This window comes from Sulfuricurvum sp. (genome assembly GCF_049587615.1).
Classification (GTDB): Bacteria; Campylobacterota; Campylobacteria; order Campylobacterales; family Sulfurimonadaceae; genus Sulfuricurvum.
The window spans coordinates 87,428-101,575 of record NZ_JBAVEF010000012.1 but is presented as its reverse complement, the minus strand read 5'-3'; the positions used below and the strand labels follow the sequence as shown (position 1 = coordinate 101,575).

Below are 14,148 nucleotides of genomic sequence, written 5' to 3'. Positions count from 1 at the left end.
TCAAACATCGTGATGATAATGCTCTAGCACCCGTTTATACTCTTCGTACACCTGCGCAGGGGTGTGCGTATCTTTGTACATTTTGAGAATTTGCCGGATAAAATCGATCGGGTATTCGATGGAGAGACCTGCATTGCGGGCGTAAATTTTGGCCAATGTTTCGTACATCCCCTCATAAATCTCCGGTTCTTCATTTTTTAAACGTTGGAGATTCTCTTCGGCCTGAATCAGTTTGGCATCGTTGAATTCCCCCCGTTCATTGATCGTTTTACGAACTTCCACATACTCTTTGAGATTTTTGCGGTTGAGAACGTAATCGGTAAAAGTTTCGATGAGTGACATTATTTCTCCTTATGGTTCAATAGAACCATTGTACGCTTCAAACATAGCAATAGTATAGCACTCATATGCGTAAGCGAACGATTACGAACTCCGCATTTGAAAATTTGTACCCCTTTCTGGATTAGCGTATATTTTCTTTATTTTTTCTCTATTATCTATGGATAAGATATAGAATTATCGTCTGCTTGTTTAACATTTCACACGGGTATTTACGCCCACTAGTGTGAGAAGAACGATAGTTTAAAAGAGAAAAAAATCGAATGGATTGAGGAGAGATAGTTGATGGAACATGTACTTGCCGACACCGATTTTTTGGTATCGCAGACAGATTCAAAAGGGAAAATACTGTTTGCAAATGAGGATTTTTGCAAAATAGCGGGATATACATTGGAAGAGTTGATCGGTCAGCCCCATAATATTGTCCGTCATAGAGATATGCCCAAAGCCGCTTTTAGAGATTTATGGGAAACGGTAAAGTCAGGTAAAGTGTGGACGGGATACGTCAAAAACGGGACGAAAAACGGCGGCTTTTATTGGGTCTATGCCACGGTTTATCCCAATATCGAGTGCGGAAACGGCGAGGGGGGATACATGTCGTGTCGCCGCAAAGCTTCGCCTGAAGAGATTGCCGCGGCTGAAAAACTGTATCAGACTATGCGTTAAGGAAAATAGATGAATGTATCATTAAAAATTAGTATTGTGATTCTTTTTGCCGTTCTTGCCGCGATTATGCAACTGAGCATGGAGAGCAAATGGTCGGTTGTCGGTATTCTTCTCCTTGCCGCCTTTTCGATTGCTATGGTTGCTATTCGATCGGGAACGAACGATCAACTCATCGGCCATTTGGATCGCTTTATGGCATTGCTGCAGTTTAAGCGTAATCGTTTAGAACCGATTGAAGCCTCTGCGGGGAGCTTGGAAGATAAAATCAATCAGCTGGCGAAAAAGCACGAAGAGATATTGATCCAAGATACGAAAGTAGCCGGAGAGATGGTCCTTCTTGCGGACAAAGTGAGTCGTGGACACTATGCGTGCCGCGTTGCCAGCGACAGTAAAACCCCCCATGTCCATTTGTTGCGGAAAACCATGAACCACATGCTCGATTCGACCGAAAAAAATCTGGACAAAGCGATACAGGTCCTCGAAGCACTGAGCGAAGGGAAATTTTCCGCTCGAACGAGTATCGACGTTGAAGGGAAAATGGCACAAATGTTACATAAAATTAATGATTTGGGTGCCGCTTTGCAGTCGATGGAGGATCAAAACAATGTGGCCAAAGAGGTATTGAACAACAATACCAAGCAGTTGCAAACGACGATTGAAACGCTTCGTACCAACCAATTTGTCGAACTGAACACGATGATCAACTCGACCGTTGAACGGATTCATTCAGTGGCGAATAAAGAACATGAACTCTCGGGTAATCTCCAGTCGCTTGCCGGAAATGCTCAGGAGACCAAGCAAATTCTCACCACGATCGGGGATATCGCCGATCAGACGAATCTACTGGCCCTCAATGCGGCGATCGAGGCTGCGCGTGCCGGGGAACATGGCCGAGGATTCGCCGTTGTTGCCGATGAAGTACGCAAACTTGCCGAACGGACTCAAAAAAGCTTGGCGGAGACCTCCGCAACGATCAATATTCTGATCCAGTCAATCAATGATAACAGTCAAGAGCTTAACCGCAATATGGACGAGATGATGGATTTGACCCGATACGTGGGAACGGTCGATGGTAAGATGGACGAACTGCTTCACGCTATGGATCAGCTGCTCTGATTAGAGCACCAGCAGATACCCTTCACCCGAAAGGTTCTGTATGGTGATCTGATTTTCCAGTTTTTTTCGTAACTGCATGATATGGGTTCTCAGCGCATACTTGGTCATGGAAAACTCATTCCATATCGCATGTTCAAACTGGCTGTAACTGACCGGCCGATTCCGATTTTTGAGGAGCAGCCACAGGATTTGATTTTCGATTTTGGTTATTTTGAAAGGGTGACCCTCTTTGTAGAGGATTTTATTTTTTAAATCGTACGAAAAAAGAGGGGTCAGAGCCATGAGAAGAGGGTGATCCCCCTCTTTGTATTTCCGGAGTGCTTCATTGATCTGGGCTATGACCTCTTTGGCATTGATGGGTTTGATAAAATAACGGTTGACGTTGAGGTGGATGGAAGAGATCAAATCTTCTTTGTCCGAATGGGCGGAGGCAACGATGATAAAGATCTCATTATCGGTTTGACGAATTTTTTGAATCAGGTCAATCCCGCCGAGCTTGGGCATTTTCATATCGACGATCAACACGAGAGGGCGGATTTTTAGGTAGAGATCCCACCCCTCTATCCCGTTTGAAGCGGTATAAACCTCGTTAAAATGATGATTTAAAATGGCACTCATCACATCGCGTGTCGTATCATCGTCTTCGACATAAAGAATTGGATAAATCATGAATCGCTTATTTTTGGAATGGATTATTATTACTTATTTATCTTTAAAGTATAGTGGTCGATTTTCGTTTTCTCTCGATCCAAAGAAATATTCACGGTTATTCGATGTAACACACGTCTGTTGTCTCGGGATCATTCCATCCCGAAAATCTTCTTCGCTCGCTCCAAATCTTCCACTGTATCGATCCCGAATCCTGCGCTCGCGACTTTGACCATCGAGATTTTTTTGCCGTGATAGAGGGCACGGAGTTGTTCGAGTTTTTCGATGTCTTCGAGCGGTGCTTCACCGAGGGAACAGAAATCGTGGAGTGATTTTTTCGTAAATCCGTAAATCCCGATATGTCCGAAATAGTTGGCTTCCCCGCTGCGGTTGAACGGAATCGGTGAGCGGGAGAAATAGATCGCGTTATGATCGACGTCGGTGATCACTTTGACGAGGTTGGGGTCTTGTGCCGATTCGGTATTAATCGCGTTGTAACAGCTCCCCATGATGAACGGTGCATTCCCAGCTTTGAGGGTGTTGAGACGCTCGATCAGGAGCTCGAGTACCTCCGTTTCGATAAACGGCTCGTCCGCCTGGACGTTGATAATGAGCTCGTCATCGGGGACATCGATGATCTGAGCGCATTCATTGATACGGTCGGTTCCGCTTTTATGGGTGGTAGAAGTGAGGCGTGCTTCGACACCGTGAGCGGCGCAGATGTCGAGGATTTTTTCATCATCGCACGCGACGACGACACGGTCGATTGACTCGACCCGTTTGGCGGTGCGGATCACCATCGGCAGACCGCCGATGTCGGCGAGAACTTTTTCGGGAAAGCGGGTAGAAGCGAGACGGGCAGGGATAATAATCATTAGTAAACCTCGTAAACGATATAATTATTAAATTATAACCCAAAGGGATTCAATTGCTTCTTTATCAGCCCAACGGAGGCTATTGTTACAACAGCGATTCGATATTGCTGTACGGGTTTATCTCCCGATTCGCCCCGCGTGGAAAGGTACTCGATGTCGGTGCGGGGAGCGGTATCGTGGGGCTTTTGGTGGGGCGCGATTTTCCGGAGATTACACTCGAATCGGTCGAAAAACAGCCGCTGTACGCTGAATTTGCCCGCCGAAATGCGGCGATCAATCACATCGGCTACACGCTGCACGAGGGGGATTTTCTAGAGTTGGGAAATCACGGCAGTTATGACTGGATCGTATCGAATCCTCCGTTTTACCATGAGAACGTTGCACGCTCTGAAAATCCGATCCTCCATCAGGCACGCTATAACGTCCATCTGCCGATTGAGCCGTTTATCACTAAAATAGCCAAACTCCTCAAATCTAACGGCGAAGCGGCAATCTGTTACGATGCGCGTCAATTTGTACAGCTTTGCGGTGCGTGTTCCCTCTCGGGATTAAGAGTCGTTGATGTACAATTCGTCCATTCAAAAGAGGATCGTCCCAGCACACTGGTGATGCTCCATCTGAAAAAAAACAGCCGCTCGATGTTGAATGTTCTCCCTCCGTTAATCACGTTTTCGGATGAGAGTTATACCCCTGCAGTGCAGGCGATTTACGATAAAGCAAAGGTGCACAGTATCAAATGTCCGAATACATGACACAAGAAGGTTTTAGCTATGCGTTTGACCCCTCCGCCTGCGCCAAATGCGGGGGAAACTGCTGTACCGGAGAGAGCGGAAATATTTTCGTCTCCGTTACCGAGATTACTGCTATCGCGAAGCTCTTGGAAATGGAAGAAGGGGAGTTTCGCCGCACTCATTTACGCAAAGAAGGGTTTCGATTTTCACTCAAAGAGAAAAAAGTGAACGGCTCGTATGACTGCGTGTTTTTTGATCGTTCACAAAACGGGTGTAGTATTTACCAAGCACGTCCTTTGCAGTGCCGAACGTTTCCGTTTTGGGATTACTTTCGCCACCGCGTCGATGAGCTCAAAGCCGAATGCCCGGGGATTATCCATGATTAAAATGTTATCGATAGCGGCGATGCTCTTTGCTCTTGCCGATGCCGCACCTAAGACAATGCAAAACGCCAAGGTATTGGAAGATACTTTTTCCCTTTATGCCCTCGATGCGCAAATGCGCCAGAAGCACCATCAAGCCTCCGGTTTTTTTGCCGAATTGTATAAACAAACCTCCAAAAAAGAGTATCTCTATCAGTCTTTGCAAATGTTGGAACACGCCAACGATATCAAAACACTCTCGAAAGTGACGGCAGCAGAACTATCAAAATCTCCCGAGGATGAAATGCTGAAGCGTTTCGAGATTATAGCTCTGCTCAAAGAGGGGAATTTGGGAGAAGCTTCGCAAAAAGCACTCACCCTCAGCGAAAAGAGCAAAAAAACATCGGATTATCTCTTGTATGCCGAATCGCGTTTAAAGCTCGGGGATTATGCGGGGGGTGTGGCAATTCTTAAAAAAGCGTATGCGCTGAGTTTCGATGAAACGACCGCGGATCGGATAGCCCTGATCCAATACGTACAACTGGGTGAAAAGAGCGAAGCGATCAAGTTTCTAAAAGAGCATATTGGAACCCACGGCAACAGCCAAATTATAGGGAAGCGTTTGGGTGGATTATATGCGGACAGCGGGGCATTAAATGATGCGGCGCGCATCTATGAGCAAACGTACGATGCTTACGGAGAACCTTCATCTGCCGATGAGGCTCTCAAGATTTATTTGTATCAGCAGGATGTTTCGAAAATGACGGCATTGCTTGAAAAATCACATTTGAATGATCCCCTCCTGCTCGATCTGTATGTAAAAGTCAAAGCGTTTGACAAAGCTTCTTCTCTGGCTCAAACGCTCTATGAACGTGAAGACAACCCTTTGTATCTCGCACAAAGTGCCGTTTTCAGATACGAAGGGAGCAGCAACCGTAATGATCCGGCATTGATCGCCGATGTAGTGGATGGCTTAAAAAAAGCCTCCACGGATTTGGAAGAGCCCCTCTATCTAAATTATTTAGGCTATTTGATGATCGATCATGACATCAACGTGAGGGAGGGGATGGGCTATGTCCGCCGTGCTCTTGAAAAACAGCCCGACTCACCGTTTTATCTTGACTCGTTGGCATGGGGCCACTACAAACAGGGTGAATGTATCGAAGCATCACGCTTGATCCGGCAGGTTGAATCGATGATCGGAACAGACGAACAAGAGGTAAAAGATCATCTCAAAGCAATAGAGAAGTGTAAAACTAAGGAGAAAAATTAATGATTTTAGACGACATCATCAAAAAAACCAAAGAAGATTTAAAAGAGCGCGAAGCCAAGTTCAGTATGGAGTGGTTGGGACGCTCGTTGGCGTTCAATGCCCGTGCTCCCCGTGACGTCCGCCCCTTTTTGACCTCCACCCCCGAGGAACCGTACCGTATCATCTCTGAGGTGAAAAAAGCCTCTCCGTCAAAAGGGGTAATCCGCGAAGATTTCGATCCCGTAGCTATCGCCCAAGCGTATGAGCGAGGCGGCGCGAATGCCATTTCGATCCTTACCGAACCCCATTTTTTTCAGGGAAATCTCGATTATTTGGCGGAAATCCGCCGTTACGTCAGTATTCCGCTATTACGTAAAGATTTTATTGTTTCCAAATACCAGCTCCTTGAAGCGTTGGTATACGGGGCTGATTTCGTCTTATTGATCGCGGCGGCACTCTCCAAAGACGAACTGAAAGAACTTCTGAACTATACCCGTCATTTGGGGATGGAAGCACTGGTAGAGATCCACGATAAAGCGGAACTGACCAAAGCGATTTACGCCGGGGCCGATATCATCGGGATTAACCACCGTAACCTTCAGACATTTGAGATGAACATGAATCTGAGTTATGATCTGATCCCCCTTATCCCGAACGGTAAGATTATCGTCGCGGAAAGCGGGATTTATGAACACGGACAACTGGAAGATTTAAATAAAGCGGGAGTCGATGCCTTTTTGGTCGGTGAGTCGCTGATGCGCCAGGACGATGTGGAGGCCGCTATCCGAACCCTCAAAAACGGGTAGAAAATCATATTTTTATCACAAAAAGAGTTAAGTTTTGTATTTTAGATAAAAAATAATCATTATATTTATACTTTAAGAATGTGACGATATAATTGCCATATTTCACCTACAAGGTATACGTACAATGAAAGCCTACACGACCTATAAACGTCTGATAGCCAAAACCGTCATCATCTCTTTGGTAACAAGTTTGGCGGTAGCATTTTTATACGGCGTGTACATTAAACAGCGGGCGATTGATGAACTGGCCCGGGTCGATGCCCGTAAAACGAGCCGCATGGCATTTGAAGCTCTTTATTCTGCCATGGAAAAAGGGTGGAGCAAAGAAGAGCTCGATGCGATCATTCTCCGGCTCAATAAAGTTGAACCGAACATGCGGATCAATGCCTACCGCAGCCCTATCGTGGCCGAACTGTTCGGAGAGCGCAAGCAAGATCAGGATGCCCGAAATCATGATCCCTTCGTTGCCAAAGCGATGCAGGGAGAAGAGATATTAACGGGTGATGAAGAGATCCGCTACCTCTATCCGATCGTTGTCAAACAAGAGTGCCTTAGCTGTCATACCAATGCACGCTTAGGGGATATCAACGGTGTTATCGATGTCCGCTTCCCGGTTGCGAACCTCAAAATTTCGTTGACGACGATGGTCAACTCTTTCATTGTCTTTTTTGTCCTTTTCACGGTCCTTATCTTCGCTATCCTTTATTTCCGTCTCAATGCCCTCCTTGTACAGCCTCTTAAACAGTTTATAGGGATGATCCAAGAGATTATCAATAAAAACGACATGGGCAAACGGGTGAGTCTAAAGACCAAAATTCTGGAAGTCAAAAACATCGAGAGTTATGTCAACCGGATGCTCGATTCGATCCAGGACTATTATGAGAAACTTCAGCACCTCTCCGATCGTGATTACCTCACCGGATTGTATAACCGCCGAAAATTCGAAGAGTTTCTCTCGTATGAAATCAAACGCTCTCTCCGTCATAACCAAAAATTTACCATCCTGATGATCGATTTGGATAATTTCAAATACGTGAACGATACCTACGGTCATGCGGCGGGAGACTTGGTTCTAAAAGAGGTAACTGAGATCTTTGGTTCGAACCTGCGCAATGCCGATATTTTGGCCCGTCTTGGCGGAGACGAGTTTGCGGTTATTTTACCTCAGACGGCATTTGAGGAGGGGTTCGCGGTAGTTGAAAAGCTCCGCTCAAAGCTCGAGTCGACAGCAATTTCGCTGATGGTAGATCAGATTACGTTGACGGCGAGTTTCGGTATCGCCGAATATCCTGAGCAGGGGGAGAACATAGAGGCATTGCTGACCGGGTCGGATCTGGCCATGTACAAAGCGAAGCGCTCCGGTAAAAATACGATTGCCCGCGCTGATCAAAGTGATCAGGAGATGGCTACGGAGATTCAGAAAAAAGGGGAGTTCCTTCGCCGGGCGATCGATGAAGATAGGGTAGAGCCGTTTGTTCAGCCGATCTACGATGTTATGAGCGGCGAGCTGTTCGGCTATGAGGTATTGGCCCGCATACGTGAAGGGGATCGCTATATGGCAGCGGGGCAGTTCATCGAAGTGGCGGAGCGGCTCGGGATGGCCTGCAGAATCGACGATATCATTCTGAGCAAAGGGCTTAAAACCCGTGAAGAGCTTGGCCTTTGGGAGAAAAAGTTCTTTTTCAATCTCTCAACAAACAGCCTTTTCAACGGCAATTACGTCGAGTTGATTGAATCTCATTACTCTCGCAGTCCTCAACAGCTCAAAGAGGGGATAACGATCGAAATCCTTGAACGTGAAGCGATCCATAACGTCAAGGCACTCATGGAGATTATCGAAGAGATGCAGGGGGTAGGAATCTCGTTTGCACTGGATGATTTCGGTTCGGGATTCTCGTCGTTTGTTTACCTGAAATATTTTGATACGGAATACATTAAAATCGACGGCGAGTTTGTCAAAAATATCACGGTCAATGATAAAGACCGTATTTTTGTCAAACACATCAATGGAATTGCGCAGGAGTTCGGAAAGAAAACCATTGCGGAATACGTAGAGGATGAAGAGACATTGAACGTCCTCAAAGAGATTGGCGTTGATTACGCGCAGGGGTACCATTTCGGCAAACCGCATCCACTGGTATGAGGAAACCATGGGGAGCCAACGGTGTTGGCCCGCTCGGGGGGCTTATTGTGTTAGCTTAGAAGCTTTTTGGCGCATTCGTTGATCCGTTTACCGTCCGCTGAAGCGCCGAGTGTTTTGGAGGCGGCACCCATAACTCGACCGATATCTTTCATGGATGCGGCTCCTGATTCAGTAATGATGGTGCGCAGAGCACTCTCTAACTCTTCATCACTGAGCTGCTTCGGCAAATAGGTTTCAAAAATAGCCGCTTCTGAGGCTTCTTTTTCGTACAAATCTTCACGCCCTGCTTCACGGTACTGGGTCATCGCATCATTACGCTGTTTGACCTGTTTTTGGATGATTTTGATAATATCATCATCACTGAGCTCTTTGCGCTCATCCACTTCGATTTGTTTCATGGCACTGGTGAGGAGACGTAAAGCATCACGCAGCGGAGCATTTTTTTCTTTCATAGCTGTTTTGATGTCATTATTGATTTGTTCTTTTAAACTCATAGATATCCTTTGGAACTATTTTTGCTTATTATAGCTAAATATGACTCGGATGGGACAATGCGGACACCACTTTATTTATCGATTCTTTCGGCAACCTTGTTGTTGAGCGGTTGTACGGCGCGTCTTACTGAGCCTGAAATCGCGTTTACCCCACCCAAATACGTCGAAGAGATGCCCTCACGCGAAGAAGAGAACAGTTTTGTGGCACGGGGGAGTCTGTTCGGTCAGGGAGACAGTCCTCTTTTTTCCGACCATAAAGCGATGCATGTCAATGATATTGTAACGGTTGTTATCTCTGAACGGGCAACCAGTTCCAATAAAGCGAATAAAGCACTGACCGAAGCCGATACACTGGGGCTTAACGGAGGATTGTTCAGCTCAACCGGGCAAAATTCAGCCGTCAGTTCCGCCGTCAATAAACTAAATGGCGTGGCCGGGATCGGGTTTTCTGCAGGATCGACTTCGGATTACGCGGGATCGGGATCGTCTACGAAAAATGCCTCATTCACGACAACCGTATCCTCACGGATTGTAAAAGTGATGGCAAACGGAAACTATTTTATCTCCGGACGCCGTGAGATCATGGTGGATGACCAAAAACAGGTCATGCAGCTTAGCGGAGTGATCCGGCCGTATGATATCGATCAAAATAACCAGATTAATTCCTCTAAAATCTCCGATGCTAAAATCCTCTACGCGAATGAAGGGGATGTCGACCGTTCGGTGAATCAAGGATGGGCGAGTAAGATGGTAGGGGCGGTCTGGCCGTTTTGATTACGTTTATCCCGTTCGCCCTGAGCCAGTCGAAGGGTGAAGTGTTCATGGTTCGACGAGCTCACCACGAACGGGTATAGATTACTTAGCGGATCATTTGCAATGGATCGATATGGGCATTTCGCTGTGTTACCTGAAACATCAACTCTCTTCCCACACGTCCGATAATAGAGCCTTGTTTCAGCCGTTTTCCTACCTCTACCGTAGGGGCAATCTTGTCAAGATGGGCATAAATCGAATGCAGTCCGTTATCGTGTTCGATAATAACGACATTTTCGAGCATGGCGGTCGGTTTGGCAAAGATGACTTTGCCGTTAAGAACCGATTTGACTTTGGCATCGGCAGATGTTGGACGAAGCGATACCGAGTCATTAAAGATTTTAATCCCGTAAACCGGATCGGTGTACGGGCCGAAGCGTTTGGTAACAATATATCCATCCAACGGCGAAATACTCCGCTCACCTGCATATCCGGCAATATTCGAGGGACGGTAGTCGGAAATTGCTTGTTTGACATTCGCCGGAACCGGTTTTGATCCCGGCTTTTGGGCTACGAGAGGAGGGGGAGCTTTTTTGGGTTTAAGGGATTCACGTTTGATAATATTGAGACTGGCAAGGGTGTTTTGCAATGAGCGCTGCTGATTAAGGATTTTATTTAACGATTTTTTATATTTCTCTTTTTCGTGTTCGAGTGCTGCAATTGCTTTTTCATTCTCTTTTTTGGTTTCAAGAACTTTATTTTTTTCCTGATCGATGATAGCGATGGACTTTTTGAGGAGGGTTGTCTGCGAAGAGAGTCCGGCTATTTTGGCATTGTTTTCGACGAAAAGGGTGTTGAGCTCTTTGATCTCCTGATTGATCTGTTTAAGATGCAGCTTGAGGGCCTCTTCGGTAATGATGGCATCGGCCTCTTTCGCACGGTCATCATTGATCAATAAAGAGATGGAGGTATTGCGTGCGATGGCAAATACGAGACGCTGTTCAATATCATTCTGGGTTTTCGTCAAAAGGGTTTGCTGCGCTTCCAGTTGGCTTAAGGTCATTTTGTTGGATTGATAAATATTCTCTTTGGATTTGAGTTCATCCACGAGGGTGCTGATCTTTTGCTGCTGCGTTCCGATGATCTGCTTTTGTTGCATGATTTTAGATGCGGTTGCTTCGAGTTTTGCCGTAATGCTTGAAAAGGTTTGTTTGGTTTCAATCAATTTTTTCGATGTGTGTTGAATCTTTTCATCGATTTTAGCACCATGCAGCGAAACCGCGATCAAAGAGATCGCTAACAAGGAGAGGGAAATTTTCATCTATTCCTCTTCACTGTTTCCGATGACGATTGTAAGGGTCAATACAATCGATACACCCAATGCGATCAGAAGGGAGCGCAAGGCATCGTTTACGAAATCGAAAAGTTCGATATTGATCCCTACAGTTTGCAGCAGGAGATCCATCCAGCCGTATTGCTCAATGACAAAAAAGGCAAGGCACACGATAATCGTGGCGATAATGGCATCGACGATTGCAAGACGAAACAAGACGGCGGAACGAAGCCAAACCGGTGCACCGAATAGGGCCATAATCGACATCCTATCAGCATGCTGGAACTGCCATAAACGCATCTCTTTGAGGATAAGAAGCGAGGTGACCGCTGCGATGGCGATAGAGAAAATCTGTACCACGTCTTTAAACAAAAGCATCAGCTTATAGACGGTGTCATGCGTTTGGGCATACCCTTCCACCCGTTCAATGGCAGAGTGTTTCTGAAGCCGTTTTTGAAGTTTTTCAATCTCATACGGAGTCGGGAAACGGCTCAGATAGATGCGGTAAAACTTCGGAAGGGTGAGTTTGAGCAAATCAAGATTTTTTTTGCTCATCTCCCCTTTGAGCCGCTCTAAAACCTGATCCGTTGCGATGGCGTCGCTTCTTTCGATGATTGAATCCATCGCTTTGAACTCAGCAGGGGTTAGGCTTTTGTTGGCAACGACGATAATGGAATAATCGTTTTTAAGCCGATCCTCATAAGCTGCGATCGTCCGATCGACGGCTACATAGATTTGAACTGAAAACAAAACGGTAAAGAGGGCGATAATGAGCGATATATGATTTTTAAGAGATTTCATGGATATTCCCCATCTCGATATGGTAATGTGTGTAAGGTACGGTGATGGAGGAGGGGATATTATGGGTCACAACAACAACAGTCGTTTTGAGCTGGGTATTTGCCCCCTCAAGCAGATTCCATATCACCTGAGATGAGTATTCATCCAGATTTCCCGTCGGCTCATCGGCTAAAATCAGAATCGGATTATGTGCAAGGGCGCGGGCCATAGCGACACGCTGCTGTTCCCCGCCGCTCAGTTCCGGAGGATATTTCCCCGCTTGATGATTCAGTTTGACGTGACCGAGAAGTTTTTGTACCTGAGCACTGCTCACATCTTTGGTGTATCCGGAAATAATGAGGGGGAGCATGACGTTTTTCTCGATCGTCCACTCTTTGATCAGCTTGTAATCTTGGAACACGACACCGATGTGGCGGCGGAGAAAATTGAGTTTGGAGGTACTGATACGGCTCATTTTGACTCCCCCTACCATAAGGTGGCCGGCTCGGGGTTCAATGGCACCGTAAAACGATTTCAGGAGGGTTGATTTTCCGCTTCCGCTCGCTCCGGTGATAAATACGAAACTTCCCGCATCGATTGAGAAGTTGGCCTTGGAAATGATCGTTTCAAACTCTTTGTACGAAAGAGAGAGATTTTCGGCAATAATGACTTTATCCATGCAGCAGCTCGTCTAGTAAGATGTGGGCTTTGAGGTTCGCGCTAGAGCGGACCGGAAGAGACGGGAAATAGCGGACAGAGCCGTTTTCGATCAGTACATAGGTACTTTCGGGGCGATCGAAGCTCCCCATCGCTAAGCGGATCATTCGACCGTTTTCACCGACGGTAAAGATTCGTTCAACATGGATGAACCCCCATTCGCGTTTATAGGTCTCTTTGGAGAGGCGATCAACAATGCTCCCCTCTACCACAGGAGACGAGAACGAAAAGTCCCCGACCATATCAGGCTCAGGACTTTCCACTTCAGAAGTGAACGTCACATCATAGATGTTTTTCTCCATTTTCTTCCAGCGGTCTTCGTATTTACTGCTGATTGCGATCTCCTGGTTTTTACGAACGTCGAAGCGGCTTTTGGCAGGAGAACTGAAGGTCTCGAGGGCAAACCGGTAATAGTTTTCGCTGTCGGTACGAAGTTCTAACGTCCCGCCGATCTTTAATACCCGCTCGGATTCTTTTAGAAAAGCTTCCGAAATGACACGGCGGTGAGGCTTTTTATCCCACGGCACCGGAAAATGGACGTAAATTTTACCGACGATATTGGAGGGGACAAATTCCAAAAAAAGCCGTGCATCGTAATCAAGGATCATTACGTTGGTAAGATTTTGGATAACGATCTGCTTCAGTGCCTGCTCAATCGAAGGTTTGTGAATCTCAAGCCCGATAAACAAAATATCGGGATTGGCGGCAGCCTGATGGAGGAGGTGACGCGCCGAGCCGAATCCGATTTCGATCCGTACTTCCCGATCACGCGGGAAGTTGTCGGCAAAAAAAGAGATCGATTTCAGGGCATCATGGGTTTTGAGATGGGTATTTTCGGGAGCATTGTCGACGTTTGAGTCGATAATGACGGAACCGGAACACTTCGCATACGCCAACAACGCATGTTTAATCAAAAAATTGGGGGAAGGGCGGGTAATTTTATCGCTTTTCAACAGTTCTTTGGTTTCCCCTTTTTTATGAACCAGAAAGAATTCTCTCTCTTTGTAGCGTGTCGCGATCAAAGCTCCCTCGCGCCCGTCTTTGTAGTCGGCTTGAAAAAGAAACTCTACATCACCGCATTGTGCGGGAAGGGAGAGAGGTTTAAAGGATTCGATGTGTAAATGCGGCATACT

16 protein-coding genes are annotated in these 14,148 nt (G+C 46.3%); 8 read left to right on the top strand and 8 right to left on the bottom strand.

Annotation, left to right across the window (positions count from 1 at the left end; all coding sequences use genetic code 11):
* Complete coding sequence (locus tag WB308_RS01120; protein WP_424188148.1) at positions 1–342, bottom strand: alpha/beta hydrolase; 342 nt, start codon at positions 340–342, stop codon at positions 1–3.
* Between the two features lie 282 nt (positions 343–624).
* On the opposite strand from WB308_RS01120, the gene WB308_RS01115 reads away from it, so the two are divergent.
* Together WB308_RS01115 and WB308_RS01110 are read left to right on the top strand one after the other, a co-directional pair.
* Positions 625–1,005 (top strand): PAS domain-containing protein, encoded by a 381-nt coding sequence (locus WB308_RS01115; protein ID WP_424188146.1) that lies wholly within the window; start codon positions 625–627, stop codon positions 1,003–1,005.
* Between the two features lie 9 nt (positions 1,006–1,014).
* The gene (locus WB308_RS01110) at positions 1,015–2,121 is read left to right on the top strand and encodes a methyl-accepting chemotaxis protein (RefSeq protein WP_424188144.1); all 1,107 of its coding nucleotides are present in this window, start codon (positions 1,015–1,017) and stop codon (positions 2,119–2,121) included.
* Here the strand turns inward: WB308_RS01110 and WB308_RS01105 are convergent, their stop codons facing one another.
* Both WB308_RS01105 and kdsB read right to left on the bottom strand, forming a co-directional pair.
* The gene (locus WB308_RS01105) at positions 2,122–2,790 is read right to left on the bottom strand and encodes a response regulator transcription factor (RefSeq protein WP_424188142.1); all 669 of its coding nucleotides are present in this window, start codon (positions 2,788–2,790) and stop codon (positions 2,122–2,124) included.
* A gap of 131 nt (positions 2,791–2,921) precedes the next feature.
* On the bottom strand, positions 2,922–3,644 hold the full coding sequence (kdsB, locus tag WB308_RS01100) for a 3-deoxy-manno-octulosonate cytidylyltransferase (protein ID WP_424188140.1): 723 nt from the start codon (positions 3,642–3,644) through the stop codon (positions 2,922–2,924).
* 53 nt (positions 3,645–3,697) lie between these two features.
* Between kdsB and WB308_RS01095 the strand changes: the two genes are divergently transcribed.
* From WB308_RS01095 to WB308_RS01075, 5 genes are all read left to right on the top strand, one after another.
* Positions 3,698–4,396, top strand: coding sequence for a tRNA1(Val) (adenine(37)-N6)-methyltransferase (locus tag WB308_RS01095; protein ID WP_424188138.1), 699 nt, complete (start codon positions 3,698–3,700; stop codon positions 4,394–4,396).
* Complete coding sequence (locus tag WB308_RS01090) at positions 4,381–4,761, top strand: YkgJ family cysteine cluster protein (RefSeq protein WP_424188136.1); 381 nt, start codon at positions 4,381–4,383, stop codon at positions 4,759–4,761. The genes WB308_RS01095 and WB308_RS01090 overlap by 16 nt, the downstream gene beginning before the upstream one ends.
* Positions 4,754–6,010, top strand: a complete 1,257-nt coding sequence (locus WB308_RS01085) for a tetratricopeptide repeat protein (protein ID WP_424188134.1) — start codon at positions 4,754–4,756, stop codon at positions 6,008–6,010. The genes WB308_RS01090 and WB308_RS01085 overlap by 8 nt, the downstream gene beginning before the upstream one ends.
* The gene (trpC, locus tag WB308_RS01080; protein WP_424188132.1) at positions 6,010–6,795 is read left to right on the top strand and encodes an indole-3-glycerol phosphate synthase TrpC; all 786 of its coding nucleotides are present in this window, start codon (positions 6,010–6,012) and stop codon (positions 6,793–6,795) included. The genes WB308_RS01085 and trpC overlap by 1 nt, the downstream gene beginning before the upstream one ends.
* A 124-nt stretch (positions 6,796–6,919) precedes the next feature.
* Positions 6,920–8,938: a diguanylate cyclase gene (locus WB308_RS01075; RefSeq protein WP_424188130.1), complete on the top strand. Its 2,019-nt coding sequence runs from the start codon at positions 6,920–6,922 to the stop codon at positions 8,936–8,938.
* Between the two features lie 50 nt (positions 8,939–8,988).
* On the opposite strand, the gene WB308_RS01070 is transcribed toward WB308_RS01075, so the two are convergent.
* On the bottom strand, positions 8,989–9,432 hold the full coding sequence (locus WB308_RS01070; RefSeq protein WP_424188128.1) for a GatB/YqeY domain-containing protein: 444 nt from the start codon (positions 9,430–9,432) through the stop codon (positions 8,989–8,991).
* 57 nt (positions 9,433–9,489) lie between these two features.
* On the opposite strand from WB308_RS01070, the gene flgH reads away from it, so the two are divergent.
* Positions 9,490–10,206: a flagellar basal body L-ring protein FlgH gene (flgH, locus tag WB308_RS01065; RefSeq protein WP_424188126.1), complete on the top strand. Its 717-nt coding sequence runs from the start codon at positions 9,490–9,492 to the stop codon at positions 10,204–10,206.
* Between the two features lie 85 nt (positions 10,207–10,291).
* On the opposite strand, the gene WB308_RS01060 is transcribed toward flgH, so the two are convergent.
* Genes WB308_RS01060 through trmB form a run of 4 tightly spaced genes read right to left on the bottom strand, consistent with a single transcriptional unit; the run spans position 10,292 to position 14,145 of the window.
* Positions 10,292–11,506: a murein hydrolase activator EnvC family protein gene (locus WB308_RS01060; protein ID WP_424188124.1), complete on the bottom strand. Its 1,215-nt coding sequence runs from the start codon at positions 11,504–11,506 to the stop codon at positions 10,292–10,294.
* Positions 11,507–12,319, bottom strand: a complete 813-nt coding sequence (locus WB308_RS01055) for a cell division protein FtsX (protein WP_424188122.1) — start codon at positions 12,317–12,319, stop codon at positions 11,507–11,509.
* Positions 12,306–12,977 carry a cell division ATP-binding protein FtsE gene (locus WB308_RS01050; protein ID WP_424188120.1) on the bottom strand — a complete coding sequence of 224 codons (672 nt, stop codon included), beginning with the start codon at positions 12,975–12,977 and terminating at the stop codon, positions 12,306–12,308. Before WB308_RS01050 ends, WB308_RS01055 begins: the two co-directional genes overlap by 14 nt.
* Positions 12,970–14,145: a tRNA (guanosine(46)-N7)-methyltransferase TrmB gene (trmB, locus tag WB308_RS01045; protein ID WP_424188118.1), complete on the bottom strand. Its 1,176-nt coding sequence runs from the start codon at positions 14,143–14,145 to the stop codon at positions 12,970–12,972. The genes WB308_RS01050 and trmB overlap by 8 nt, the downstream gene beginning before the upstream one ends.
* Positions 14,146–14,148 lie beyond the last annotated feature (3 nt).

Coding starts and splice junctions, on each gene's coding strand:
- WB308_RS01120 (WP_424188148.1), bottom strand. CDS start 342: ATGTCACTCATCGAAACTTTTACCGATTACGTTCTCAACCGCAAAAAT.
- WB308_RS01115 (WP_424188146.1), top strand. CDS start 625: ATGGAACATGTACTTGCCGACACCGATTTTTTGGTATCGCAGACAGAT.
- WB308_RS01110 (WP_424188144.1), top strand. CDS start 1,015: ATGAATGTATCATTAAAAATTAGTATTGTGATTCTTTTTGCCGTTCTT.
- WB308_RS01105 (WP_424188142.1), bottom strand. CDS start 2,790: ATGATTTATCCAATTCTTTATGTCGAAGACGATGATACGACACGCGAT.
- kdsB (WP_424188140.1), bottom strand. CDS start 3,644: ATGATTATTATCCCTGCCCGTCTCGCTTCTACCCGCTTTCCCGAAAAA.
- WB308_RS01090 (WP_424188136.1), top strand. CDS start 4,381: ATGTCCGAATACATGACACAAGAAGGTTTTAGCTATGCGTTTGACCCC.
- WB308_RS01085 (WP_424188134.1), top strand. CDS start 4,754: ATGATTAAAATGTTATCGATAGCGGCGATGCTCTTTGCTCTTGCCGAT.
- trpC (WP_424188132.1), top strand. CDS start 6,010: ATGATTTTAGACGACATCATCAAAAAAACCAAAGAAGATTTAAAAGAG.
- WB308_RS01075 (WP_424188130.1), top strand. CDS start 6,920: ATGAAAGCCTACACGACCTATAAACGTCTGATAGCCAAAACCGTCATC.
- WB308_RS01070 (WP_424188128.1), bottom strand. CDS start 9,432: ATGAGTTTAAAAGAACAAATCAATAATGACATCAAAACAGCTATGAAA.
- flgH (WP_424188126.1), top strand. CDS start 9,490: ATGCGGACACCACTTTATTTATCGATTCTTTCGGCAACCTTGTTGTTG.
- WB308_RS01060 (WP_424188124.1), bottom strand. CDS start 11,506: ATGAAAATTTCCCTCTCCTTGTTAGCGATCTCTTTGATCGCGGTTTCG.
- WB308_RS01055 (WP_424188122.1), bottom strand. CDS start 12,319: ATGAAATCTCTTAAAAATCATATATCGCTCATTATCGCCCTCTTTACC.
- WB308_RS01050 (WP_424188120.1), bottom strand. CDS start 12,977: ATGGATAAAGTCATTATTGCCGAAAATCTCTCTCTTTCGTACAAAGAG.
- trmB (WP_424188118.1), bottom strand. CDS start 14,145: ATGCCGCATTTACACATCGAATCCTTTAAACCTCTCTCCCTTCCCGCA.